Source organism: Salmonella sp. SAL04196 (assembly GCF_046550835.1).
Taxonomy (GTDB): domain Bacteria; phylum Pseudomonadota; class Gammaproteobacteria; order Enterobacterales; family Enterobacteriaceae; genus Salmonella; species Salmonella enterica.
In genome coordinates this window covers 206,691-228,935 of sequence record NZ_JBGDXE010000001.1, presented here as the reverse complement: position 1 = coordinate 228,935, position 22,245 = coordinate 206,691, and the positions used below count along the sequence as shown (strand labels likewise).

The following is a 22,245-nucleotide window of genomic DNA, read 5'->3' as shown; positions in this document are numbered from 1 at the left end:
TTTAATGTCCTTGTACGGTAATCACTTGCCGTTTGGTTAACTGATCATAAATCATGACGGTTAATAAACCTTCGGCAATGGCGACAGGAATCTGTGTGAGGCAGAAAATCCCCATAAACTTCACAACAGACCCTGTCGCTCCGGCATGGGGATCGGGAAACGCAACGCCAAGCTGGACTGAAGTCACAAAATAGGTCGCCAAATCCGCCAGCATCGCGCACAGAAAAACGGCGACATCGCGGCGCAGTCCGGCACGGCAGGCCATTTTCCACACCAGATAACCGACAACCGGGCCAATCACCGCCATCGACATTCCATTTGCGCCAAGCGTCGTCAGGCCGCCGTGCGCCAGCAATAGCGCCTGAAACAACAGCACAACCGCGCCGAGAATCGCCACCACCCCGGGCCCGAACAAGATAACCGCCAGACCAACGCCGGTCGGATGTGAACAACTCCCCGTTACCGACGGAATTTTGAGCGCGGACAGGACAAAAATAAACGCGCCGCACAGCGCCAGCAGCACCTTCTGATGATTATCCTCCTGCACAATACGCCGTAAGCGCACCAGCCCATACCACAAGCAGGGTAAAAACAGTAACCACCAGGCCAGCGCCCACACTGGCGGTAAAAAACCCTCCATGATATGCATCGCAAACGCCTGTTGCGGGACAACCATCAGCAATAGCGCTGCAGCCAGTCCACTGAAAGACAACTGTCTAAGCTGCTGTTCAAGTTTCATTCTGCATACTCCCACTGTTTATTGACCAGAATGGTCGAAAAATAGGGCAACGGTCGATCATCGTTGACCTCGTGGAGATGGCGCCAGCACTGCTCGCCGGGCAGCGTGGCCTCGGACATCATTAAGGCGCATTCCAGCAGGCCAGCCTGCGCCAGCAACGCTTTAATACGGGCGAATCGGCCATACACTTTCATCAGCACCAGGCTATCATGCTGTTGTAGCGCCTGGGCTATTTCCGCTTCCGGCGCGGTACAAGAAATAACCGCCAGCGATTGCCGTTCTATGGCAAGCGGCATTTTCGCGCGGGCGGCTATCGCGGCGAAGGACGTGACGCCGGGGACAATCTCCAGCCACTCCGGGCAGCCGATTCGCTGGAGTAAAAAAATCCAGGTACTGAATAGCATCGCATCGCCCAGGGTAATAAAACCGACCTGTTTACCCGCTTCCACCTCTACGGTAAGCGCGGCGGCAACCTCGTTCCAGACCGCTTCTTTCTCGGCGCCGTCAGCGCTCATAGGGAAATGGCAACAACGTACTTCCGTCTGCTCGCCGAGATAGTCGCGCACAATCGACAGCGCCAGACTATCGCCCCCCTTACGACCGGCGGGCGCATACAGAATGTCCAGCGAGCCAAGAATCCGCGCTGCGCGGACGGTTATCAGGTCGGGCGCGCCTGGCCCGGTACTTAATGCGTATAATTTACCGTTCATGCCGCCTCCTCTACCGCCAGGTTCAGCGCCTGGTGCAAATGCGCGACAAACATCGCCCGGATAGCCGGGTTTTCTCCCAGCCCGCTCAGCCACGGCGTCGCCGGAATGCCCGCCGCGTTAAAGCGCATTTTCCATGAGTCGCCGTCGTCTGAAGCCATATCATTAATGGCGTGATCGCCCGCCACCAGCATTAATGGCATCAAATGTACGCCGGTGACGCCTTCGTCACGCAGGCTGTCGATCAGGATGTCGACCTCCGGGTAGCTTTCTACGGCGCCGACGCGCGCCGGAAAGCGCTGCACGGTCATCATATGATCGAGACAGGCATAAGCTGCGAATGCGTGATGGCTGGCGCCGTGGCCCATAAAAACGACTTTCTCCGTTTGTCTGAGCGATGGCATCTGTTGTCGCAACGCCTGCATTAGCTGCACATAATCGTTATGGCTGCTCAGCAGCGGCACGCCCAGCGTCAGGCGAGTGAATAACGGGCGCAAGGTTTGTACTTCACGGACAATTTTTTCATATTCGTCGCCGTTAATAATGTGCAACGACTGAATCGCCACGTCCTGATATCCCTGTGCGGCAAGCTTTTGCAAAGCCTGTAATGGCGTATCGATGTCGATACCGTCACGCTGGCGAAGCTTGCGAATGATCATTCCGGAAGTGAAGGCGCGAAACAGGTCGCGATCGGGACAGGACGCCGCCAGATCACGTTCGCACGCCACAATGTTTTTTTCACAGGTGTCGTGATAGCTGGTGCCAAAACTGACTACCAGAAGCGCTTTTTTCATTTTTACTCCTTAGCTGCGGCCAGCCAGCGCGATAAACGCTGCGCAAAGGCGGCCTGGCTTTCCAGTAACTCATCACCCGTCACAAGCGGCGTCGGGCGCGCAATAACGATGCAGGGAATGCCCGCATCCAGACAGGGCTGAACTTTTTCCTGATATCCCCCCTCCGCGCCGGACGCTTTGGTAATGACTACGTCGGCCCGGCACTGGTGGTAAAACGCGGCGTTAAAATCAGCGCTGAACGGCCCACACAGAGCGAAAATTTCTCCAACGCCGAACCCCAGTTCGCTGCAGCGTTGAATCACCTCCGCCACGGGCAGTACGCGCGCCAGCAACGTTTTTTCCGCCAGCCCGGCACGCCAGACGGCCAGATCTTTACTGCCGGTCGTCAGTAACACGCGCGAACCAAAACGCCTCGCTATCTCGCAGGCATCGGCAATACTGCGCGCCGTATAGAGAAGCGGATGCGTCAGATTGCTAAGCTGCTCCGGACGCTGATAACGACTTAACAACACGCCTGCCGTTTCACAGGCGCGAAGGAGGTTATGGCTGACCATTTCTGCATAAGGATGCGATGCATCTATTACCCAGCGAGTACGGTTTTCTTTTAGCCAGGCGACCATCTGCCCGTACTCCAGACGACCACAGCGCACCTGTCCTTTAATGTCGCCAGCCAGCGCTTTTCCGGCTGGCGTCGCCACGGATAAGGTGTATGCGACGTTCGCCGCATCCAGTTGTCGGCATAACGCGCGCGCATCGCTGGTGCCGCCCACCACCAGCACTTCCCCCTCATTCACAGCGTGTAACCTCGCGGCGTTATCATCAGCCCATCCTGAACATAGGTCGTTTTATTACCGACGATGACCAGACTGGTCATATCTACCGGTTCAAAATCCATATCGCCGAGCGTAGTCAGCCATTTTTCCTCTTTCTTACGTCCGGCGGATTTCACCACGCCAACCGGCGTTTGCGCGCTTTTACTGGCGGCAAGCAGGTCAAACGCGCGCGCCAGATGCCCTTCGCGCCCGCGGCTGCGCGGGTTGTAAAAACAGATAACAAAGTCTGCCTCTCCGGCGGCAACGATGCGTTTTTCAATTACCGGCCACGGGGTCAGCAGGTCGCTGAGGCTGATATGGCAGAAGTCATGCATCAGCGGCGCGCCCAGTAAAGAGGCGGCGGCGATGCTGGCGGTCATGCCAGGAATGAGCCGCACCTCGACGTCCAGTTTTTGCTTGCCGACCAGTTCCAGCACCAGACCCGCCATGCCGTAAATTCCCGCATCCCCGCTGCTGATGAGCGCGACGTTATGCCCGGCCTGCGCCAGTTCAATAGCCGCCTGGCAGCGTTCAATTTCCTTACACATGCCGGTCTTGATCACCTGTTTATCGCCGGTAAATGCTTTAACCAGATGGGTATAGGTTTTGTAGCCCACGACGATTTCCGCCGCCTGAAGCGCCTCAATCGCCTCCATCGTCATCATTGCCTGCGAACCGGGGCCAATACCAATTACGCTCAACATCAGTGTGCAACTCCTAAAGTAATAGTGACGCCCTGTTCTCGCAGGGTCTCGCCTAACAATTGTCCCTGGCTTAATAACCACGCAGCCGGGCCGGATACGCTGCCAACGCCCACCGTTTTTCTGACGAAGCCAGAACCGGGAAAATGGTGTTCGAATTCGCGCAACGCTTCGGCGGTAAAGGTTTTAAAAGGCACGCGGCAGCAGGAGGCGAGCTGAATAAGCCCCGGCTCCCCTTTTTTGAGCGTGACGCTGCCAATCGCTTTTAACGCCAGCGGATCGAGTTTCTGCGCTTCAAGCTGGCGCGCCAGTAATGTCGCTAACAGGGGAAATGGCGTATTGCGGCGACAGCCAATTCCCGCCACCACACGCTGGGGCACCAGTTTCCAGTGCAGTACGGGAAGCTCAGGGAGGTCATTACGCAAAGAGACGCAGATAAGCGCATCCAGCTCAGGCAACCGCTGCAAATCATCAACAGGGATAAAACCGCGAATATCGCACTGGCCGATCTCTTCCGTTAGTTCGGCATCCCACCATAACCCCACCCGTTGATGACTGACCAACATCTGGTTAACGGTTTTTACCGCCGTTCGAAGATCGGTCATACGGGCGTTAAGCTGGAAAGCTAAGGTGTCCAACGCGGACATCTCATTGACATCCGTTGCCGTGGTAATCACCGGATCGGCGCCTAACATTCCTGCCAGGTAGCGCGTCAAGGCATTGGCCCCTCCCGCATGACCGGAAAGCAGGCTAATGACATGCTGACCACGTTCATCAATGACGACCACCGCCGGATCGCTGAACTTGTCGTTCACTAACGGCGCCAGGACACGAACGGCAATGCCGGTCGCGCCGATAAAAATAAGCGCGGTATAAGTGGTAAAAGCCTGCCGGGCGGTATTAGCGAATCCGCCATCGAAGGGAATAAATCCCTCTTCCCGCAGTTTTTCACTGGTAAAGCAGGTTAACGGCAGCATCGCGGCGAGTCTCTTTGCCAGCGCCACGCCGCCGGGCGTCAGGCAAAACAACGCAATGGATTCAGGCTTTACGGTATTCATGGCTAAAGTCCGCTGCATAGAGTCTTGAGTAGTGATACTCCTTACCCAGAAAATTCCCGACCAGGATTAGCGCCGTCTTACGGATGCCAGCATCACGTACTTTGTCGCTAATATCCGCTAACGTGCCGCGAACGGTCTGGCTTTCCGGCCAGGTAGCCTTATAGATGACCACGACAGGCGTAGTTGCCGGATAACCGCCGGCAATGAGACGTTCCGCCACCCGGTGAATACGCTGAACGGAAAGATAAATCGCCATCGACGTCTGGTGACTGGCGAACGCCTCCAGTTGTTCGCGCGCCGGTACTGGCGTGCGCCCTTCCAGACGGGTAATAATGAGACTCTGCGATACCTCCGGTACGGTATATTCCACACCCAGCTCCGCCGCAGCGCCGAGAAACGCGCTGACGCCAGGCACTACCTGCCAGTCGATACCACGGCGGGTTAACTCTTCGCCTTGCTCACGCACGGAGCCGTACAGCGAGACATCGCCCGTTTGCAACCGCACCACCGTTTTTCCCGCTTTCACGCCCGCAGCCATCAGCTCGATAATCTGCTCAAGATGCAGTTCGGCGCTGTCGTAGCGTTCTGCCTGCGCGGAGCAGTAATCCAGCAGTTCGGTATTGATCAGCGAACCGGCATAGATAACTACCTGCGCCTGTTGCAGCAGGCGGTAGCCTTTAAGCGTGATCAGCTCGCGATCGCCCGGCCCGGCGCCGACGAACCATACACAGCGTGGATCAAATGTCTCTGACATGGTTTTCTTCCTTCTGACAGGCGATAACAAAAACAGGATTGTTCGGTTTGAAATAGTGTCCCGCCCCCAGCGGCGTTAACGATGAAAGCTGAAGCTGTACACAGTCCATTCGACATGCGCCGATGTGCGCAAGATGCGCCAGCGCGCTATGAAGGTTTTCCTGCAAGATAAAGGTCATCACCAGACGGCCACCGGGATGCAGATGGCCCATCGCCCAGTCAATCAGCGCCGTCAGATGCCCGCCGCTGCCGCCCATAAACACCGCATCGGCTTTCCCGGTTATGGTCATTGGCGCTTCGCCGGGGAGAATATCGATATTGCCGCAGGCAAAGCGCTGACGATTTTCATCAAGCAGCCGTAGCGCGGCAGGATTACGCTCGATAGCCGTCACCTGCAACGAAGGAAATTGCAGCGCCGCTTCAATTGAGACGCTTCCCGTTCCCGCCCCGACATCAATCAGGTGACTGGCGCGGTGGAGCTCAAGTTTCGACAGTGCCAGCGCCCGTACCGCCTCTTTGGTCATTGGCACGTTCTCGCCGCGCAGAAAAAGCTCATCTTTCATCCAGGATCACCACTGCATTCATTTCATAGTCGGCGTTGACCGCACTGACGGGTAGCCAGTGGATCCGCTCATTTTCCATCGCCAGATTTTCACCAATCACCATTAAGCGATGCCCTTTGCCCCGCGCGACCAGTTCCCGCGCGATTTCTCGCGGCCCGCAGCGGGCATCCGTGACCATCGCCACTTTGCGATGGTTCGCTAACTGATCGAAGCTGACGCAACGACCGTGGCTACTGGTCAACCACATGTCATTCATATCAATTCCAGCCTGTGCGCACAGATACTGTACGGCGCTGATGCCAGGGATAATGCGAACCTGTTCGATACCAAAATGCGCCACCAGGCGTGTACCGATGCCATAAAACAGCGGATCGCCGGAGGCCAGCACCACGATCCCTTTATCCCGACGGGCGGCAATCCATGACAACAACGCGCCAATATCCGCGCCCAGCGTAAATCGTTCGCCGCCAAACGCCGGAAACTGCGCCAAATGCCGTTTACCGCCTGCCAGCGCATCGGCGTGGTCTATCGCTTCCAGCGCCGCAGGCGTCATCAAATGCCGTCCAGCGGGCCCCATTCCCACGACCGTTAGCATTGCAGCTCCTTAGCAATCTCGTCGACGGGACGATTACTGCCGAGAATATGGTTATCAAAAGAAAACAGGATGGCGTCGCAGACAGGCGGCGTTTTGGTAAAACGCAGCATCTGCATGACTCGCAAACAAATACGCCTGGCAAGATGGTTATAGATATGCCCGAAGCCATATGCTTCAATGTGCTCCATTGCCGCTTCAGTGGTATCGCAATCGCTGACCAGGGTGAGTAACTCCAGCGGCGCGCCCAGTAAAGCTAAATGCGCGACCAGCGTTTCCATGCGCGCATCGGCAATATGGCTATGGGTATGAAAGATCCCGGCGGCGATTTTGATCAATTTTCCAGGATGCCCCACCAGCACTATCTGGCAAAATCCCAGCCGTACCGCCTCTTCAATCATGTAGCCGACAAAATTGCTCATGGTGACGACCGCCTGTGTGTCGACGCCCATTTGTTCGCGAACAAACCGTTCGCCGTGGTTGCCCGGCACGAGTATCACCCGCGTTAATCCTGACGCCCGTTTGATCTCCAGTTCCAGCGATAGCGAGCGTTTCCAGCTTTCTTCCGACATCGGCGTCACAATGCCGGTAGTGCCAATAATGGAAATGCCGCCAAGAATGCCAAGCCGCGAGTTATACGTTTTTTGCGCCCGCGCTTCACCTTCCGGGGCAAAAATCTCCACATCGGCCCCACGCGCCGGGCCTATCGCTTCGCGCACCGCAGATTCAATGGTATGACGCGGCGTACGATTGATGGCGGCACTCCCGAGCGGCAGCCCAACCCCTTTACGCGTTACCGTACCAATACCTTCGCCGCCAGTGAGCGTAATCTCACCGCTGTCGTTGAGCGTAACGCGGGCAAAAATCAGCATTCCGTGCGTGGCATCCACATCATCGCCGCCATCTTTACGAATTGCGGCTATCGCCTGCTGGCCTTCAATGTGCGGCGACTCCACGTTCAGGCATAGCGTGACGCCCGACGGCGTGACGATGGAGACCTGATGAATCAGATGTTGACGCAATACCATCAGCGCGGCGACTTTTGCCGCCGCCGTCGCGCAGGAACCGGTGGTATATCCTTTACGTAACGCTTTACCGTGGTGCCAGACCGGCGCGTCAAAAGAAAGCTCGCTCATCAGGCCTCCCGGAGGTGATAGAGCAGCGCATTGACGATAGCGGCAGCCACGTTACTGCCGCCTTTACGCCCTAACGCGGCAACCGCGGGGAAATGGCTATGGGTGAGTGCCTCTTTGGACTCCGCCGCGCCGACAAAGCCTACCGGTACGCCCACCACGCCGCTCACCGTCACGTTATGTTCAAGCAAACGGAACAGGGCCGTCGGCGCATTACCGAAAACAAAGAGCTTGTTTTTCTCCTCCTCGGCGATAGCGATATCGACGGCGGCCATTGAACGGGTAATCCCCTGCGTTTTTGCGGCGCGCACCACGCGCGGATCGCTGATATAACAGCGACACTCGCCGCCAAACGTCGCCAGTAATCTTTTATTAATGCCGGACAGCGCCATCGTGGTATCGGTATAAATAATGCACGGTTGGCGTAGCGCATCACAAAGCTGCTCCAGCGCATCGGCAGAGAACCACAAAATGTCCAGCCAGTCGAAATCGGCGGTGGTATGAATAACCCGCTTGATAATGGCCTCATGGAGCGGACTGGCGAAACGGTAATCAGGACGCGTTTCGCGAATAATGTCGCTAATAATGGTGAAACTGTTGGCCTCAATGGTTTGGGGCTGCTGGATATAATGCATACTGTCGTCCTCAGGCCACGCCAGATAACCCGCACCGCGCTACAATAAACAGCGCCAGCGCCAGGGTTGAAGCGACCCACATCAATCGAATCGTTCGGGAAATATCGTCCACGGAAATATCGCGCTGCGCGTCGCCGATCCAGGGCTTGTCCACACGCTCGCCAAAGTAGTTATTTGGGCCGCCGAGCTGGATACCTAAGGCGCCGGCCACACACGCTTCCGACCAGGCGCAATTTGGGCTACTGTGGTTATAACGGTCACGCCAGCCAATACGCAGCGCCCGCCAACCACTCAGGCGACACAGTCCTGCCGCAATGCCCAGCAACAGCCAGCTCAGGCGGGCGGGAAGATAGTTCGCTACGTCGTCCATACGGGCGCTGACCATACCAATCGCCCAGTATTTTTCATGTTTGTAGCCCACCATTGAATCCAGGGTATTGACGGCTTTGTAGGCCATCGCCAGCGGCGCGCCGCCGAGAAAGAGGAAAAAGAGCGGCGCGATAATGCCGTCAACGGTGTTTTCTGCAACCGTTTCCACCACGGCGCGATTGATCTGCGCTGGCTGAAGTTGCGACGTATCGCGCCCGACGATCCAGGAGAGTTTTATTCGGCTTTCCGCAAGGTCGTTCTCCCGCAACGGTCGCTCAACCTCCTGCGCGGCGCGGGCCAGAGAGCGTCCGGCCAGCGTGGTAAAGATCATCCAGACTTCGACGCTCCAGCCAAACCAGGGGTGAATCCGCTGCGCCAGCGCCAGTACGCCCCATGCCACGCCCCAGGTCGCCCCGACAACCACAACCCACATTACGCCGCCGCCAATCCGCAGCGCTTTATCGCCGGGACAATAGCGACGCACAATACGCTGCACAAACGTGATTAAACGGCCTATCCAGCGTACCGGATGGGGCCAGTTTTGAGGGTCGCCGATGATAAAATCCAGCACCCAGGCGATACACCAGGCAAGGATCGTCATAATATGCGCCTCGCCGCCGCCAGCCAGTGCTGCAACATTTCCGGACGCTGGGCGAAATGGACGTGCAGATAGCTGGCAAACGTGTTGCCTGTCTGCCAGCCGCCGGTCCATTCCTGTAACACGCGACCATCGCGAACCTTACGACAGGCCATAACGGCGGGTGTTTCGGGGATAAAATCTGAGTAGTGAAATTCATGGCCGCGCACTATCTCACCAGGCACCGCCAATAGCGTTGGCTGCATAGCCTGCGCCTCACAGTAACCAAAGCGGGTAAGTCGCTTACCCATTTTGCTGTGACCGGGGATAATATTCGCCATCTGATGAATTTCCCCGCCGCTATCCTCCAGAGTGCTCCCCAAATACATCAGACCGCCACACTCCGCGTAAATCGCCACGCCGCGCTGATGCGCCGCCCGCAAATGTTTTAACATCGCCGTATTTGCCGCCAGCTCTGCGGCGTATAATTCGGGATATCCACCGCCCAGCCAGATCATCTGACAATCAGGCAATACGCGGTCATGCAGTGGGCTAAAACGCACAATGTTAACGCCGGCACGCTCCAGCAAATCGATGTTATCGGGGTAATAAAAGTTAAAGGCCTCATCATCCGCCAGAGCAAGCGTCAGCCCTGCCCCCGCTGTGTTATCGGGGCGCTCAGACCACATTCCCGTCGGAAGCGCTGATAACACGCTCAGCGAGAGTAACGCATCCACATCCACTGTTTGTTCCAGCGTGGCGGCAAAATCATGCCATGATTGCTGATTGACGAGGGATTCTCTGGCAGTAATCAACCCCAGGTGGCGTTCAGGTAATGCGATGCCGTCGCAAGGAGGGACATACCCCAGTACCGGCAGTGAGCAATAATGTTCAATGGCATTTTTGAGGAGCTGATAGTGGGCGTCGCTAGTGACGCGATTCACAATCACGCCCGCGAGGTTGAGGGTCGGGTCGAAGTGCTGAAATCCCATAACGGTAGCCGCAAGCGACGTTGAAACAGCCTTGCCGTCCACCAGTAGGATGACCGGGCAACCAAGCTGTTTGGCCATCGCGGCTGTGCTGCAGTAATTGGGGTCGACGCCATAGCCGTCATACAGCCCCATGACGCCTTCAATGACAGCGATATCCGCCTGCCGCATTTGTTCGCAAAATAAGGCGTTGAGAACAGGAGGAGGAAGCATGAAACTGTCAAGATTACGGGACGCCACGCCACAGATAGCGGTATGCCAGCCGGTATCAAGGTAATCTGGCCCAACTTTAAACGGCTGTACGCGCAGCGCGCGTTTTTGCAGCAGCCTCAACAAACCAAGCGTCACCGTGGTTTTGCCGCAACCGCTTCCTGTGCCTGCAAGAATAAATGCGTGATGCCTTGCCGCCATTACCCTGATCCTGTTCAGGGTGGTAGGGGTATACAGGTACGCGCATGTTCAGTCTTTCGACTGTACGCGTCTTCGCAACCCACTTCCCACCGAAGTTGTTGGTTATCACCGACAGGCAGGTCTTCTGGCTTAGCGTCCTCCTCGCCCGTCCTTCCCAATCTTGCGATCAGTGGTCTTTACGGGGTCGTCAGCATCACAGCAGCGGGGGCTGCGGGGGATTTTCACCCCCTTCCCTACCACAAATGTGGCAAACCTGTTGGTTTACGTTATGGCTGTACGGCACACCCATAACGGTAATTAATAATGTGTTACGTTTTACATTTCTGTGAGCAATAGCCTGAGCGGTTGCTCATCTGACGTTAATCTACTCATCCTTACCGGTATATTGACGATAAAACGTGTCGACAAAGCGTAATAAAAGTTATCTTTCCTGACACTGTACTTCATCACAAAAATAAAAACTGGTGCAGTTTATGCCCTAAATTTTATTATTTTGTTGCGCTATGACAATTTATTGTTACACCAGATAAATTTTCTTTCTGAAATGATTAAGATACAAAACACTATCAAAAATCGGCAATAGCAAAATATTGCTATTCATAACGATGGAGGATGAGAATTCTCATTTATCTGCTGGCGATAAGCCTGCGGCGTAACCTGATAGGTCTGGCGGAAGACTTTACAAAAATAGCTGGTTTGCGAAAAGCCTAAATTACGCGCAATACTGGCAATACTCCAGTCACTATGGCAAAGCAATTCTCTGGCGCTAACCATTCTCTGGCGGTTCACCCACGCATTAAATCCGATTCCCTGATATTTCTTGAATAGCTTACTGAAGTAATAGGGGCTGAGATAGACATGTGAGGCGACATCCTCAAGACGAAGATCGTCGGACAAATGCGCATCAATATAGCGAAGCGCTTTTTTCATTTTACTGTCATGCGGAGTGGGACCACGAGCGGCTTTATTTGCCGCCGATTGCTGCGGATTGTCTTTGATAACCACGAAATTGAGCTGTTTTTTCAGGCAATTCTCAACAATCAGTTTAAGGAGATCGGCGGAAGCGATAACGCGTGAATAGTCCATCTCTGGCACATTCCGAAATTCATTCAAGAGCTCAGGGTCAGCCTGCCAGCGATCGTCGACATTAAGAATGTTTACCAGCTCCACGTCATTACTTAAACGAACCTGCCCGCATAAAACAAAGCCAACTAAATGCCCTGCGATTACCAGCGGAATAGAAAAATCCGTTAGACCGGCATGACAACGATAAATACAGGGTTGATCGGACTTCGATGCCTCCAGTCCCCCGCAGCGATCGCTCATACGACAACGTGTACTATGCTGGGGATGCTGCCGCATCAACTGACAAAACGGCGTGAAATTGAATAGCTCAGATATTTCATCACCATGAATATTGACAACCACAACCGCCAGACCGGTGGCTTGTGCAAAATCCTGTGCGATTTTATTAATGAGTTCTGAGTTCAGAGCGCTCGCAGAAATCATGATAAAACCCCTCAGTTAATTTATTGTTATAAACAAAACACATTATTTACATTCACTTTTTATTAGCATTATCCTGGCCCTGATAAAAAGTACAATGACAATATCAAAAGTCTCCCATTGCTGGGAGACGTTTTGATCAGTTCGTGAAAGCAGATCACGAAATTATCTCACCTGTTTTTACGATACATCATTGCTGTGAATCTGGTTCGCATTTTCTTACAGTTCACAGCGGTTACAAGGTAAATTCTTACCAATAAAATAGCGATATATGGCTGCTCCGGCACAGGCGCCGATAACAGGCGCGACAATCGGCACGATAAAATAAGGGATCTCTCGCCCACCGCTCATCGCCATGTTCCCCCACCCCGCTAACCATGTGAACAGTTTGGGACCGAAATCACGCGCCGGATTCATTGCAAAACCGGTAAGAGGTCCAGTAGACGCGCCGATAACGGCAACCAGTATCCCAATAAGCAAAGGTGCAAGCGGCCCTTTAGGAATGCCATTGCCATCATCCGTCAATGCCATGATCATGCCCATCAGAATCGAGGTAATGACCACTTCCACCAACGCAGCCTGCCATACATTTAGCGCTGCGGCCGGATAGGTACTGAAAATGCTGGCTAATTGCAAACTTTCGACGCTACCGCGCACCATATGATGCGCAGTCTCAAATTCAGTAAAAAGACTACTATAAAGCACATACGCCAGCAGAGCGCCGCCAAAAGCGCCGGCAAACTGGGCAATAATATAAGGCAATACTTTCTGTTTGGGGAAGCAGGCAAACAGCCACAGCGCAATCGTCACCGCAGGGTTAAGATGTCCGCCGGAGATCCCGGCCGTAAGGTAAACGGCCAGTGAAATTCCAAGCCCCCAAATAATGCAAATCTCCCATAATCCGAGGCTGGCGCCTGCGACTTTGAGCGCGCTCAAACAACCGATACCAAAAAACAAAAAGAGTCCGGTGCCTAAAAATTCCGCACCACATTGCGCCTTTAGAGAATCATTCATGTGACACCTTCTGAGCAAAGTTCGTGTCCTGGCCAGCGCAAGTTTCGGCTGGCGGTAGAGTACAGCTAACCTCACTATAAAAAGTGCCACCTGTAAATTGTTGGCAACCTGCGGGCCTGCCTTCCGGAAAAATCGTGTTGCGATAGCAAAATTTTGCTTTTCCGATATTTTTATCAGCCCATCACACGGGAAATTTGAGCTATAAAATACGCCTGTTGAAATAATAAAATATTGCACAAGCCAACTTATCAATTTCGAATAAACATCACATTTTGCGTCTTTCGCCATATCAAATAAAAATACTCTCGTCACTAACAAAAATGTAAAAATGAAATAATAAAAACAAAATAATCATATAGACAATAATAAATTAAATGTAATTTATCAATAAGTTATAAAAGCAAAAGACAATTTAGTCATATTGTTTTCCCATTATTTTCTGATGCTCAACAGCAAGTCAGCCATTCTTTTTCCTCGCATCTTCTTATAGTCCCCACTATCGGAACACTCCATGCGAGGTCTTTATGCAACAAGAAGCACTAGGAATGGTAGAAACCAAAGGCTTAACCGCAGCCATAGAGGCCGCTGATGCAATGGTTAAGTCAGCCAATGTGATGTTAGTGGGCTATGAAAAGATTGGCTCCGGGCTGGTAACCGTCATCGTGCGCGGCGATGTTGGCGCGGTCAAAGCGGCCACCGATGCAGGTGCCGCAGCCGCACGCAACGTGGGTGAAGTGAAAGCCGTACACGTCATCCCACGCCCTCACACCGATGTAGAAAAAATCTTACCGAAGGGAATTAGCCAATGAGCAGCAATGAGCTGGTGGAACAGATCATGGCGCAGGTGATTGCCCGTGTGGCAACGCCGGAACAACAGGCCATCCCTGGTCAACCCCAACCTATACGAGAGACGGCTATGGCAGAAAAAAGCTGCAGTTTAACGGAATTTGTCGGGACCGCCATTGGCGATACCCTTGGCCTGGTTATCGCTAACGTCGATACCGCCCTGCTGGATGCGATGAAGCTTGAGAAGCGCTATCGCTCCATCGGCATTCTCGGCGCCCGCACCGGCGCAGGCCCGCACATTATGGCGGCGGACGAAGCGGTGAAAGCCACCAATACCGAAGTAGTCAGCATTGAGCTGCCGCGCGATACCAAAGGCGGCGCGGGCCACGGTTCGCTGATTATTTTAGGCGGCAACGACGTTTCCGACGTCAAGCGCGGTATCGAAGTCGCGCTGAAAGAGCTGGACCGTACCTTCGGTGATGTTTACGGCAACGAAGCCGGGCATATCGAGCTGCAGTACACCGCTCGCGCCAGCTACGCGCTGGAAAAAGCGTTCGGCGCGCCGATTGGCCGTGCCTGCGGCGTCATTGTCGGCGCTCCGGCTTCCGTCGGCGTACTGATGGCCGATACCGCCCTGAAGTCAGCCAACGTTGAAGTCGTGGCGTACAGCTCTCCGGCGCACGGCACCAGCTTTAGTAACGAAGCCATTCTGGTGATTTCCGGCGACTCCGGCGCGGTCCGTCAGGCGGTGACCTCCGCCCGCGAAATCGGCAAAACCGTCCTTGCGACCCTCGGTTCTGAACCGAAAAACGATCGCCCGTCCTACATCTGATACCCACGAGGCTGATTCATGAGATCGAAAAGATTTGAAGCACTGGCGAAACGCCCTGTGAATCAGGACGGCTTCGTTAAGGAGTGGATCGAAGAAGGCTTTATCGCGATGGAAAGCCCGAACGATCCAAAACCGTCGATTAAAATCGTTAACGGCGCGGTGACCGAGCTGGACGGAAAACCGGTTAGCGAATTCGACCTGATCGACCACTTTATCGCTCGCTACGGCATCAACCTGAACCGCGCCGAAGAAGTGATGGCGATGGATTCGGTCAAGCTTGCCAATATGCTGTGCGATCCGAACGTCAAGCGCAGCGAAATCGTTCCGCTGACCACCGCCATGACCCCGGCGAAAATTGTTGAAGTGGTTTCGCATATGAACGTGGTTGAGATGATGATGGCGATGCAGAAAATGCGCGCCCGCCGCACTCCATCTCAGCAGGCGCACGTCACCAACGTCAAGGATAACCCGGTGCAAATTGCCGCCGATGCCGCCGAAGGCGCATGGCGCGGGTTTGACGAACAAGAAACCACGGTTGCGGTAGCACGCTACGCGCCGTTCAACGCCATCGCGCTGTTGGTCGGTTCTCAGGTTGGTCGTCCGGGTGTACTGACGCAGTGCTCGCTGGAAGAAGCCACCGAGCTGAAGCTCGGCATGCTGGGCCACACCTGCTACGCTGAAACCATCTCCGTTTACGGCACCGAGCCGGTCTTCACCGACGGTGACGATACGCCATGGTCGAAAGGCTTCTTAGCCTCTTCCTACGCCTCTCGCGGCCTGAAAATGCGCTTCACCTCCGGCTCCGGCTCCGAAGTGCAGATGGGCTACGCCGAAGGCAAATCCATGCTGTATCTGGAAGCGCGCTGCATCTATATCACCAAAGCCGCGGGCGTTCAGGGGCTGCAAAACGGCTCAGTAAGCTGCATCGGCGTACCGTCTGCCGTGCCGTCAGGCATTCGTGCCGTGCTGGCGGAAAACCTGATCTGCTCGTCGCTGGATCTGGAATGCGCCTCCAGTAACGACCAGACCTTCACCCACTCCGATATGCGTCGTACCGCGCGCCTGCTGATGCAGTTTCTGCCGGGTACCGACTTTATCTCCTCTGGTTATTCCGCGGTGCCGAACTACGACAACATGTTCGCCGGTTCCAACGAAGATGCGGAAGACTTTGACGACTACAACGTTATCCAGCGTGACCTGAAAGTGGACGGCGGTCTGCGCCCGGTTCGCGAAGAGGACGTTATCGCCATCCGTAACAAAGCCGCCCGCGCGCTGCAGGCCGTGTTTGCCGGAATGGGACTACCGCCGATTACCGATGAAGAAGTTGAAGCCGCGACCTATGCCCACGGTTCGAAAGATATGCCGGAGCGTAACATCGTCGAAGACATCAAGTTCGCCCAGGAAATCATCAATAAAAACCGCAACGGTCTGGAAGTCGTTAAAGCGCTGGCGCAGGGCGGGTTTACCGACGTGGCCCAGGACATGCTCAACATCCAGAAAGCCAAGCTAACCGGCGACTATTTGCACACCTCCGCCATTATCGTCGGCGACGGACAAGTGCTCTCTGCGGTTAATGACGTCAATGACTATGCCGGTCCGGCAACAGGTTATCGCCTGCAGGGAGAACGCTGGGAAGAGATTAAAAATATCCCTGGCGCTCTTGATCCCAACGAGATTGATTAAGGGGTGAGAAATGGAAATTAATGAAAAATTGCTGCGCCAGATAATTGAAGACGTGCTCCGCGACATGAAGGGCAGCGATAAACCCGTCTCGTTTAATGCGCCTGCGGCATCCACAGCGCCACAGACCGCTGCGCCTGCGGGCGACGGCTTTCTGACCGAAGTGGGCGAAGCGCGCCAGGGCACTCAGCAGGACGAAGTCATTATCGCCGTCGGCCCGGCATTTGGCCTGGCGCAAACCGTCAATATCGTGGGCTTACCGCATAAGAGCATTCTGCGCGAAGTCATTGCCGGTATTGAAGAAGAAGGCATCAAGGCGCGCGTGATTCGCTGCTTTAAATCTTCCGACGTGGCGTTCGTCGCCGTTGAAGGTAACCGCCTGAGCGGCTCCGGCATCTCCATCGGCATCCAGTCGAAAGGTACTACGGTTATCCACCAGCAGGGGCTACCGCCGCTCTCCAACCTGGAGCTGTTCCCGCAGGCACCGCTGCTGACGCTGGAAACCTACCGTCAGATTGGTAAAAACGCCGCCCGCTATGCGAAACGAGAATCACCGCAGCCGGTCCCTACGCTCAATGACCAGATGGCACGCCCGAAGTACCAGGCAAAGTCGGCCATTTTGCACATTAAAGAGACCAAGTACGTCGTGACGGGCAAAAACCCGCAGGAACTGCGCGTGGCGCTTTGATAAAGGATAACTCCATGAATACCGACGCAATTGAATCGATGGTCCGGGACGTATTGAGCCGCATGAACAGCCTGCAGGGCGATGCGCCAGCAGCGGCTCCTGCGGCAGGCGGCACGTCCCGCAGCGCAAAGGTCAGCGACTACCCGCTGGCGAACAAACACCCGGAATGGGTGAAAACCGCCACCAATAAAACGCTGGACGACTTTACGCTGGAAAACGTGCTGAGCAATAAAGTCACCGCTCAGGATATGCGTATTACCCCGGAAACCCTGCGCTTACAGGCGTCTATCGCCAAAGATGCGGGCCGCGACCGGCTGGCGATGAACTTCGAACGCGCCGCCGAACTGACCGCGGTACCGGACGATCGCATTCTTGAAATCTACAACGCCCTTCGTCCGTATCGTTCAACGAAAGAAGAGCTGCTCGCTATCGCCGACGATCTCGAAAACCGTTATCAGGCAAAGATTTGCGCAGCTTTCGTTCGTGAAGCGGCAGGGCTGTACGTTGAGCGTAAAAAACTCAAAGGCGACGATTAATTACAGGGGTATGTGATGCGATATATAGCTGGCATTGATATCGGCAACTCATCGACGGAAGTCGCCCTGGCGACTCTGAATGAGGCTGGCGCGCTGACAATCACCCACAGCGCGCTGGCGGAAACCACCGGGATCAAAGGCACGTTGCGTAACGTGTTCGGCATTCAGGAAGCGCTCGCCCTCGTCGCAAAGCGCGCGGGGATCAATGTCAGCGATATTTCGCTCATCCGCATTAACGAAGCCACGCCGGTGATTGGCGATGTGGCGATGGAAACCATTACCGAAACCATCATCACCGAATCGACAATGATCGGCCATAACCCAAAAACGCCGGGGGGAGTAGGCCTTGGTGTGGGTATCACGATTACGCCGGAGGAGCTGTTAACCCGCCCGGCGGACTCGCCCTATATTCTGGTGGTATCGTCAGCCTTTGATTTTGCCGATATCGCCAATGTTATCAACGCCTCAATGCGCGCCGGATACCAGATTACCGGCGTCATTTTGCAGCGCGACGATGGCGTACTGGTCAGTAACCGGCTGGAAAAATCGCTGCCGATCGTTGACGAAGTTCTGTACATCGACCGTATTCCGCTGGGGATGCTGGCGGCGATTGAAGTCGCCGTGCCGGGAAAGGTTATCGAAACCCTCTCTAACCCTTACGGCATCGCCACCGTATTTAATCTCAACGCCGATGAGACGAAAAACATCGTTCCGATGGCGCGCGCGCTGATCGGCAACCGTTCCGCCGTGGTGGTTAAAACGCCATCCGGCGACGTCAAAGCTCGTGCGATACCCGCCGGTAACCTGGAGCTGCAGGCGCAGGGTCGTACCGTGCGCGTGGATGTTGCCGCCGGTGCCGAAGCTATCATGAAAGCGGTGGACGGCTGCGGCAAGCTCGACAACGTCACCGGCGAGGCCGGGACCAATATCGGCGGCATGCTGGAGCACGTGCGCCAGACCATGGCCGAGCTAACCAATAAACCCAGCAGCGAGATTTTCATTCAGGATCTTCTGGCCGTTGACACCTCGGTTCCGGTGAGCGTCACCGGCGGTCTGGCCGGGGAGTTCTCGCTGGAGCAGGCCGTCGGCATCGCCTCGATGGTGAAATCAGACCGTCTGCAGATGGCGATGATTGCCCGTGAAATTGAGCAGAAGCTTAATATCGACGTGCAGATCGGCGGCGCTGAGGCTGAAGCCGCCATTCTGGGCGCGCTGACCACACCGGGCACCACCCGACCGCTGGCGATCCTCGACCTCGGCGCGGGTTCCACCGATGCCTCCATCATCAACCCTAAAGGTGAAATCATCGCCACCCATCTCGCCGGGGCAGGCGACATGGTCACGATGATTATTGCCCGCGAACTGGGGCTGGAAGACCGCTATCTGGCGGAAGAGATCAAAAAATACCCGCTGGCTAAGGTCGAAAGCCTGTTCCACTTACGCCACGAGGACGGCAGCGTCCAGTTCTTCCCGACGCCGCTGCCTCCTGCGGTGTTCGCCCGCGTCTGCGTGGTGAAACCGGACGAACTGGTGCCGCTTCCCGGCGACTTAGCGCTGGAAAAAGTGCGCGCCATTCGCCGCAGCGCCAAAGAGCGCGTCTTTGTCACCAACGCCCTGCGCGCGCTGCGTCAGGTCAGTCCAACCGGCAACATTCGCGATATTCCGTTCGTGGTGCTGGTCGGCGGCTCGTCGCTGGATTTCGAAGTTCCGCAGCTGGTCACCGATGCGCTGGCGCACTACCGCCTGGTCGCCGGGCGAGGAAATATTCGCGGCAGCGAAGGCCCAAGAAACGCGGTGGCCACCGGCCTGATTCTCTCCTGGCATAAGGAGTTTGCACATGGACAGTAATCACAGCGCCCCGGCCATCGTCATTACCGTTATCAGCGACTGCGCCAGCCTTTGGCACGAAGTGCTGCTGGGCATTGAAGAGGAAGGCATCCCTTTCCTGCTTCAGCATCATCCGGCAGGAGAGGTCGTTGACAGCGCCTGGCAGGCGGCGCGCAGCTCGCCGCTGCTGGTCGGCATTGCCTGCGATCGCCATACGCTGGTCGTACATTACAAGAATTTACCCGCATCGGCGCCGCTTTTTACGCTGATGCATCATCAGGACAGTCAGGCCCATCGCAATACCGGTAATAACGCGGCACGGCTGGTCAAAGGGATCCCTTTCCGGGATCTGAATAGCTAAGCAACAGGAGAACTGCAGTATGAATAACGCACTGGGACTGGTTGAAACAAAAGGGCTGGTCGGCGCCATTGAAGCCGCCGATGCAATGGTTAAATCCGCCAACGTACAGCTGGTGGGCTACGAAAAAATTGGTTCTGGCCTGGTTACCGTCATGGTTCGCGGCGATGTCGGCGCGGTTAAAGCAGCCGTAGATGCAGGCAGCGCGGCGGCAAGCGTCGTGGGTGAAGTGAAATCCTGCCACGTTATCCCGCGTCCGCACAGCGATGTTGAGGCCATTTTACCGAAATCAGCCTAATCGATGGCGAATAAGGAGCACCGCGTGAAGCAATCACTGGGATTACTTGAAGTTTGTGGTCTGGCACTGGCTATCAGCTGCGCCGATATCATGGCGAAATCCGCTTCTATCACGCTGCTCGCCCTCGAAAAGACCAATGGTTCAGGCTGGATGGTGATTAAAATTACCGGTGATGTGGCCTCCGTTCAGGCGGCTATCACCACCGGTGCGCATTTCGCCGAACAGCGGAATGGCCTGGTGGCCCACAAGGTTATCGCCAGGCCCGGAGAAGGGATCCTGCTCGCAGAAACACCCCCACCCTCCGTCATTGAACCTGAGCCTGAAGAGTCAGAGATAGCTGATGTCGTTTCTGAAGCGCCAGCAGAAGAGGCCCCGCAGGAATCAGAACTGGTCAGTTGCAACCTGTGTCTGGATCCAAAATGTCCTCGCCAGAAGGGCGAACCTCGCACGCTTTGCATTCATCCCGGTAAGCGAGGTGAAGCGTAATGGATAAAGAGCTTCTGCAATCAACGGTCAGTAAAGTTCTTGATGAGATGCGCCAGTGGCCTATCCCGCTGGGCGTCTCAAACCGTCATATCCACCTGTCCGCACAGGATTATGAGCGGCTGTTTCCCGGCCATCCCATCAGCGAGAAAAAAGCGCTGCTGCAGCCGGGACAATACGCTGCGGAGCAAACCGTCACCCTGGTAGGGCCGAAAGGACAGCTAAAAAATGTGCGCCTGCTCGGCCCGCTGCGCTCGGTAAGCCAGGTGGAAATTTCGCGTACCGATGCGAGAACGCTGGGGATTGCCGCGCCGCTGAGAATGTCCGGCAACCTGAAGGGGACGCCGGGCATCCGCCTGGTCAGCCCCTTTGCCGAACTGGAGCTACCTTCCGGGGTTATCGTCGCGCAGCGACATATCCATATGTCGCCGCTTGATGCGTTGATCCTGAAGGTTTCCCACGGCGATATGGTTTCAGTGGCGATTGAAGGCGACGATCGCGGGCTGATTTTCAACAACGTGGCGATTCGCGTTTCACCGGACATGCGCCTCGAAATGCACATTGATACCGATGAAGCCAACGCCGCTGGTGCCGATAACCCGCAGGCCTTTGCCCGGCTGGTAGGCCCGCGATGAACGGCGAAACCCTGCAGCGCATTGTCGAGGAGATTGTCTCCCGGCTGCAGCGCCGTGCCCAGAGCACGGCGACGCTGAGCGTTACGCAACTTCGCGATGCCGACTGTCCAGCACTGTTCTGTCAGCACGCGTCGCTGCGCATCCTGCTCGTCGACCTGCCGCTGCTGGGTGAGCTTGCGGATGCAGAAACCGACGATGCCGCAGCCCGGAAAATTCACGACGCGCTGGCGTTTGGCATCCGCGTACAGCTCAGCCTGCACAGCCAGTTGCTGCCGGTTATCCCGGTAAAAAAACTGGCTCGTCTGCCGCTGGTATTCACCGACGAGCACGGACTGCCGCTGGTTCTGCATGCGGGTTCGGTGCTGAGCTATCGCGATGTCGCGCTGCTAAGCCGGGGGCGTGTGGTTGTCCACCGCAAATGCATCGTGACCGCCATGGCGCGTGACGCGGCCAATGCGCGGAATATTCAATTAATTAAGCAGGAGTAAATCATGCATCTGGCACGAGTCACGGGCGCGGTTGTCTCCACGCAAAAATCACCTTCTTTGATTGGGAAAAAGCTGCTGCTGGTGCGTCGGGTCAGCGCCGATGGCGAACTCCCCGCCTCGCCCACCTCCGGCGATGAAGTGGCCGTGGACTCCGTCGGCGCGGGCGTCGGCGAACTGGTTTTGCTCAGCGGCGGCTCCAGCGCCAGGCACGTTTTTTCCGGGCCAAATGAGGCCATCGACCTCGCCGTTGTCGGCATTGTAGATACGCTTTCGCGTTAAGG

General features: G+C 55.6%; 27 protein-coding genes and 1 riboswitch. Of the genes, 12 read left to right on the top strand and 15 right to left on the bottom strand.

Translation table 11 applies throughout. The features are described from left to right. Nucleotide 1: 1 nt before the first annotated feature. From cbiM to pduF, 15 genes are all read right to left on the bottom strand, one after another. On the bottom strand, nucleotides 2–739 hold the full coding sequence (cbiM, locus tag ACLJPE_RS01080) for a cobalt ECF transporter S component CbiM (protein ID WP_000764336.1): 738 nt from the start codon (nucleotides 737–739) through the stop codon (nucleotides 2–4). Further along, nucleotides 736–1,449, bottom strand: a complete 714-nt coding sequence (locus ACLJPE_RS01075) for a cobalt-factor II C(20)-methyltransferase (protein ID WP_023214775.1) — start codon at nucleotides 1,447–1,449, stop codon at nucleotides 736–738. Before ACLJPE_RS01075 ends, cbiM begins: the two co-directional genes overlap by 4 nt. Further along, on the bottom strand, nucleotides 1,446–2,240 hold the full coding sequence (cbiK, locus tag ACLJPE_RS01070) for a sirohydrochlorin cobaltochelatase (RefSeq protein ID WP_031602262.1): 795 nt from the start codon (nucleotides 2,238–2,240) through the stop codon (nucleotides 1,446–1,448). Before cbiK ends, ACLJPE_RS01075 begins: the two co-directional genes overlap by 4 nt. A gap of 2 nt (nucleotides 2,241–2,242) precedes the next feature. Beyond that, nucleotides 2,243–3,034: a cobalt-precorrin-6A reductase gene (locus tag ACLJPE_RS01065; protein WP_039514013.1), complete on the bottom strand. Its 792-nt coding sequence runs from the start codon at nucleotides 3,032–3,034 to the stop codon at nucleotides 2,243–2,245. Next, complete coding sequence (locus ACLJPE_RS01060) at nucleotides 3,031–3,756, bottom strand: precorrin-3B C(17)-methyltransferase (RefSeq protein ID WP_000953637.1); 726 nt, start codon at nucleotides 3,754–3,756, stop codon at nucleotides 3,031–3,033. Before ACLJPE_RS01060 ends, ACLJPE_RS01065 begins: the two co-directional genes overlap by 4 nt. Beyond that, entirely contained in the window at nucleotides 3,756–4,811 is a 1,056-nt protein-coding gene (cbiG, locus tag ACLJPE_RS01055; RefSeq protein WP_001098922.1) for a cobalt-precorrin 5A hydrolase, read from the bottom strand. Before cbiG ends, ACLJPE_RS01060 begins: the two co-directional genes overlap by 1 nt. Then, nucleotides 4,792–5,565, bottom strand: coding sequence for a cobalt-precorrin-4 methyltransferase (locus tag ACLJPE_RS01050; RefSeq protein ID WP_000004875.1), 774 nt, complete (start codon nucleotides 5,563–5,565; stop codon nucleotides 4,792–4,794). The genes cbiG and ACLJPE_RS01050 overlap by 20 nt, the downstream gene beginning before the upstream one ends. Beyond that, nucleotides 5,549–6,127, bottom strand: a complete 579-nt coding sequence (locus ACLJPE_RS01045; protein ID WP_000650985.1) for a decarboxylating cobalt-precorrin-6B (C(15))-methyltransferase — start codon at nucleotides 6,125–6,127, stop codon at nucleotides 5,549–5,551. Before ACLJPE_RS01045 ends, ACLJPE_RS01050 begins: the two co-directional genes overlap by 17 nt. Then, the gene (locus ACLJPE_RS01040) at nucleotides 6,117–6,722 is read right to left on the bottom strand and encodes a cobalt-precorrin-7 (C(5))-methyltransferase (protein ID WP_001528496.1); all 606 of its coding nucleotides are present in this window, start codon (nucleotides 6,720–6,722) and stop codon (nucleotides 6,117–6,119) included. Before ACLJPE_RS01040 ends, ACLJPE_RS01045 begins: the two co-directional genes overlap by 11 nt. Then, a complete protein-coding gene (gene cbiD, locus ACLJPE_RS01035) occupies nucleotides 6,716–7,855 on the bottom strand; it encodes a cobalt-precorrin-5B (C(1))-methyltransferase CbiD (protein ID WP_001292915.1) in 1,140 nt (379 codons plus the stop codon). The genes ACLJPE_RS01040 and cbiD overlap by 7 nt, the downstream gene beginning before the upstream one ends. Next, nucleotides 7,855–8,487: a cobalt-precorrin-8 methylmutase gene (locus ACLJPE_RS01030; RefSeq protein ID WP_000558993.1), complete on the bottom strand. Its 633-nt coding sequence runs from the start codon at nucleotides 8,485–8,487 to the stop codon at nucleotides 7,855–7,857. Before ACLJPE_RS01030 ends, cbiD begins: the two co-directional genes overlap by 1 nt. A gap of 10 nt (nucleotides 8,488–8,497) precedes the next feature. Beyond that, complete coding sequence (gene cbiB, locus ACLJPE_RS01025) at nucleotides 8,498–9,457, bottom strand: adenosylcobinamide-phosphate synthase CbiB (RefSeq protein WP_000153668.1); 960 nt, start codon at nucleotides 9,455–9,457, stop codon at nucleotides 8,498–8,500. Beyond that, nucleotides 9,454–10,833 (bottom strand): cobyrinate a,c-diamide synthase, encoded by a 1,380-nt coding sequence (locus ACLJPE_RS01020; protein ID WP_039514008.1) that lies wholly within the window; start codon nucleotides 10,831–10,833, stop codon nucleotides 9,454–9,456. The genes cbiB and ACLJPE_RS01020 overlap by 4 nt, the downstream gene beginning before the upstream one ends. 96 nt (nucleotides 10,834–10,929) lie before the next feature. Next, a riboswitch (cobalamin riboswitch) is annotated at nucleotides 10,930–11,105 on the bottom strand. Between the two features lie 325 nt (nucleotides 11,106–11,430). Then, nucleotides 11,431–12,342, bottom strand: coding sequence for a transcriptional regulator PocR (gene pocR, locus ACLJPE_RS01015; RefSeq protein ID WP_031602261.1), 912 nt, complete (start codon nucleotides 12,340–12,342; stop codon nucleotides 11,431–11,433). Nucleotides 12,343–12,558: 216 nt separating this feature from the next. Further along, a complete protein-coding gene (gene pduF, locus ACLJPE_RS01010) occupies nucleotides 12,559–13,353 on the bottom strand; it encodes a propanediol diffusion facilitator PduF (RefSeq protein WP_001000023.1) in 795 nt (264 codons plus the stop codon). Nucleotides 13,354–13,877: 524 nt separating this feature from the next. On the opposite strand from pduF, the gene pduA reads away from it, so the two are divergent. The 12 genes from pduA to pduN are packed head-to-tail and all read left to right on the top strand — an operon-like array spanning nucleotide 13,878 to nucleotide 22,243. Continuing rightward, nucleotides 13,878–14,162: a propanediol utilization microcompartment protein PduA gene (pduA, locus tag ACLJPE_RS01005; protein ID WP_001183618.1), complete on the top strand. Its 285-nt coding sequence runs from the start codon at nucleotides 13,878–13,880 to the stop codon at nucleotides 14,160–14,162. Continuing rightward, the gene (gene pduB, locus ACLJPE_RS01000; protein ID WP_000097500.1) at nucleotides 14,159–14,971 is read left to right on the top strand and encodes a propanediol utilization microcompartment protein PduB; all 813 of its coding nucleotides are present in this window, start codon (nucleotides 14,159–14,161) and stop codon (nucleotides 14,969–14,971) included. The genes pduA and pduB overlap by 4 nt, the downstream gene beginning before the upstream one ends. Before the next feature lie 18 nt (nucleotides 14,972–14,989). Further along, the gene (pduC, locus tag ACLJPE_RS00995; protein WP_001256896.1) at nucleotides 14,990–16,654 is read left to right on the top strand and encodes a propanediol dehydratase large subunit PduC; all 1,665 of its coding nucleotides are present in this window, start codon (nucleotides 14,990–14,992) and stop codon (nucleotides 16,652–16,654) included. 10 nt (nucleotides 16,655–16,664) lie between these two features. After that, nucleotides 16,665–17,339 carry a propanediol dehydratase medium subunit PduD gene (gene pduD, locus ACLJPE_RS00990; RefSeq protein ID WP_000405048.1) on the top strand — a complete coding sequence of 225 codons (675 nt, stop codon included), beginning with the start codon at nucleotides 16,665–16,667 and terminating at the stop codon, nucleotides 17,337–17,339. A gap of 14 nt (nucleotides 17,340–17,353) precedes the next feature. Then, nucleotides 17,354–17,875, top strand: a complete 522-nt coding sequence (gene pduE, locus ACLJPE_RS00985) for a propanediol dehydratase small subunit PduE (protein ID WP_001090597.1) — start codon at nucleotides 17,354–17,356, stop codon at nucleotides 17,873–17,875. Between the two features lie 15 nt (nucleotides 17,876–17,890). Further along, nucleotides 17,891–19,723: a propanediol dehydratase reactivase alpha subunit PduG gene (pduG, locus tag ACLJPE_RS00980; RefSeq protein WP_023233215.1), complete on the top strand. Its 1,833-nt coding sequence runs from the start codon at nucleotides 17,891–17,893 to the stop codon at nucleotides 19,721–19,723. Further along, nucleotides 19,713–20,063, top strand: coding sequence for a propanediol dehydratase reactivase beta subunit PduH (gene pduH, locus ACLJPE_RS00975; protein ID WP_000377982.1), 351 nt, complete (start codon nucleotides 19,713–19,715; stop codon nucleotides 20,061–20,063). Before pduG ends, pduH begins: the two co-directional genes overlap by 11 nt. Nucleotides 20,064–20,082: 19 nt before the next feature. Further along, the gene (gene pduJ, locus ACLJPE_RS00970; RefSeq protein ID WP_001057755.1) at nucleotides 20,083–20,358 is read left to right on the top strand and encodes a propanediol utilization microcompartment protein PduJ; all 276 of its coding nucleotides are present in this window, start codon (nucleotides 20,083–20,085) and stop codon (nucleotides 20,356–20,358) included. A 3-nt stretch (nucleotides 20,359–20,361) separates the two neighbouring features. After that, nucleotides 20,362–20,844: a propanediol utilization microcompartment protein PduK gene (pduK, locus tag ACLJPE_RS00965; RefSeq protein ID WP_001284385.1), complete on the top strand. Its 483-nt coding sequence runs from the start codon at nucleotides 20,362–20,364 to the stop codon at nucleotides 20,842–20,844. Continuing rightward, the gene (locus ACLJPE_RS00960) at nucleotides 20,844–21,476 is read left to right on the top strand and encodes a phosphate propanoyltransferase (protein WP_000356736.1); all 633 of its coding nucleotides are present in this window, start codon (nucleotides 20,844–20,846) and stop codon (nucleotides 21,474–21,476) included. The genes pduK and ACLJPE_RS00960 overlap by 1 nt, the downstream gene beginning before the upstream one ends. After that, nucleotides 21,473–21,964: a propanediol utilization microcompartment protein PduM gene (pduM, locus tag ACLJPE_RS00955; RefSeq protein ID WP_001012963.1), complete on the top strand. Its 492-nt coding sequence runs from the start codon at nucleotides 21,473–21,475 to the stop codon at nucleotides 21,962–21,964. Before ACLJPE_RS00960 ends, pduM begins: the two co-directional genes overlap by 4 nt. Before the next feature lie 3 nt (nucleotides 21,965–21,967). Then, nucleotides 21,968–22,243: a propanediol utilization microcompartment protein PduN gene (gene pduN, locus ACLJPE_RS00950; protein ID WP_000549825.1), complete on the top strand. Its 276-nt coding sequence runs from the start codon at nucleotides 21,968–21,970 to the stop codon at nucleotides 22,241–22,243. The last annotated feature ends 2 nt before the right edge of the window (nucleotides 22,244–22,245 follow it).

Coding starts and splice junctions, on each gene's coding strand:
- cbiG (WP_001098922.1), bottom strand. CDS start 4,811: ATGAATACCGTAAAGCCTGAATCCATTGCGTTGTTTTGCCTGACGCCC.
- pduB (WP_000097500.1), top strand. CDS start 14,159: ATGAGCAGCAATGAGCTGGTGGAACAGATCATGGCGCAGGTGATTGCC.
- ACLJPE_RS01030 (WP_000558993.1), bottom strand. CDS start 8,487: ATGCATTATATCCAGCAGCCCCAAACCATTGAGGCCAACAGTTTCACC.
- pduC (WP_001256896.1), top strand. CDS start 14,990: ATGAGATCGAAAAGATTTGAAGCACTGGCGAAACGCCCTGTGAATCAG.
- pduF (WP_001000023.1), bottom strand. CDS start 13,353: ATGAATGATTCTCTAAAGGCGCAATGTGGTGCGGAATTTTTAGGCACC.
- ACLJPE_RS01020 (WP_039514008.1), bottom strand. CDS start 10,833: ATGGCGGCAAGGCATCACGCATTTATTCTTGCAGGCACAGGAAGCGGT.
- cbiD (WP_001292915.1), bottom strand. CDS start 7,855: ATGAGCGAGCTTTCTTTTGACGCGCCGGTCTGGCACCACGGTAAAGCG.
- pduD (WP_000405048.1), top strand. CDS start 16,665: ATGGAAATTAATGAAAAATTGCTGCGCCAGATAATTGAAGACGTGCTC.
- pduM (WP_001012963.1), top strand. CDS start 21,473: ATGAACGGCGAAACCCTGCAGCGCATTGTCGAGGAGATTGTCTCCCGG.
- ACLJPE_RS01040 (WP_001528496.1), bottom strand. CDS start 6,722: ATGCTAACGGTCGTGGGAATGGGGCCCGCTGGACGGCATTTGATGACG.
- pduJ (WP_001057755.1), top strand. CDS start 20,083: ATGAATAACGCACTGGGACTGGTTGAAACAAAAGGGCTGGTCGGCGCC.
- pocR (WP_031602261.1), bottom strand. CDS start 12,342: ATGATTTCTGCGAGCGCTCTGAACTCAGAACTCATTAATAAAATCGCA.
- pduA (WP_001183618.1), top strand. CDS start 13,878: ATGCAACAAGAAGCACTAGGAATGGTAGAAACCAAAGGCTTAACCGCA.
- cbiB (WP_000153668.1), bottom strand. CDS start 9,457: ATGACGATCCTTGCCTGGTGTATCGCCTGGGTGCTGGATTTTATCATC.
- cbiM (WP_000764336.1), bottom strand. CDS start 739: ATGAAACTTGAACAGCAGCTTAGACAGTTGTCTTTCAGTGGACTGGCT.
- pduK (WP_001284385.1), top strand. CDS start 20,362: ATGGCGAATAAGGAGCACCGCGTGAAGCAATCACTGGGATTACTTGAA.
- cbiK (WP_031602262.1), bottom strand. CDS start 2,240: ATGAAAAAAGCGCTTCTGGTAGTCAGTTTTGGCACCAGCTATCACGAC.
- ACLJPE_RS00960 (WP_000356736.1), top strand. CDS start 20,844: ATGGATAAAGAGCTTCTGCAATCAACGGTCAGTAAAGTTCTTGATGAG.
- ACLJPE_RS01050 (WP_000004875.1), bottom strand. CDS start 5,565: ATGTCAGAGACATTTGATCCACGCTGTGTATGGTTCGTCGGCGCCGGG.
- ACLJPE_RS01075 (WP_023214775.1), bottom strand. CDS start 1,449: ATGAACGGTAAATTATACGCATTAAGTACCGGGCCAGGCGCGCCCGAC.
- pduG (WP_023233215.1), top strand. CDS start 17,891: ATGCGATATATAGCTGGCATTGATATCGGCAACTCATCGACGGAAGTC.
- pduH (WP_000377982.1), top strand. CDS start 19,713: ATGGACAGTAATCACAGCGCCCCGGCCATCGTCATTACCGTTATCAGC.
- pduN (WP_000549825.1), top strand. CDS start 21,968: ATGCATCTGGCACGAGTCACGGGCGCGGTTGTCTCCACGCAAAAATCA.
- pduE (WP_001090597.1), top strand. CDS start 17,354: ATGAATACCGACGCAATTGAATCGATGGTCCGGGACGTATTGAGCCGC.
- ACLJPE_RS01060 (WP_000953637.1), bottom strand. CDS start 3,756: ATGTTGAGCGTAATTGGTATTGGCCCCGGTTCGCAGGCAATGATGACG.
- ACLJPE_RS01045 (WP_000650985.1), bottom strand. CDS start 6,127: ATGAAAGATGAGCTTTTTCTGCGCGGCGAGAACGTGCCAATGACCAAA.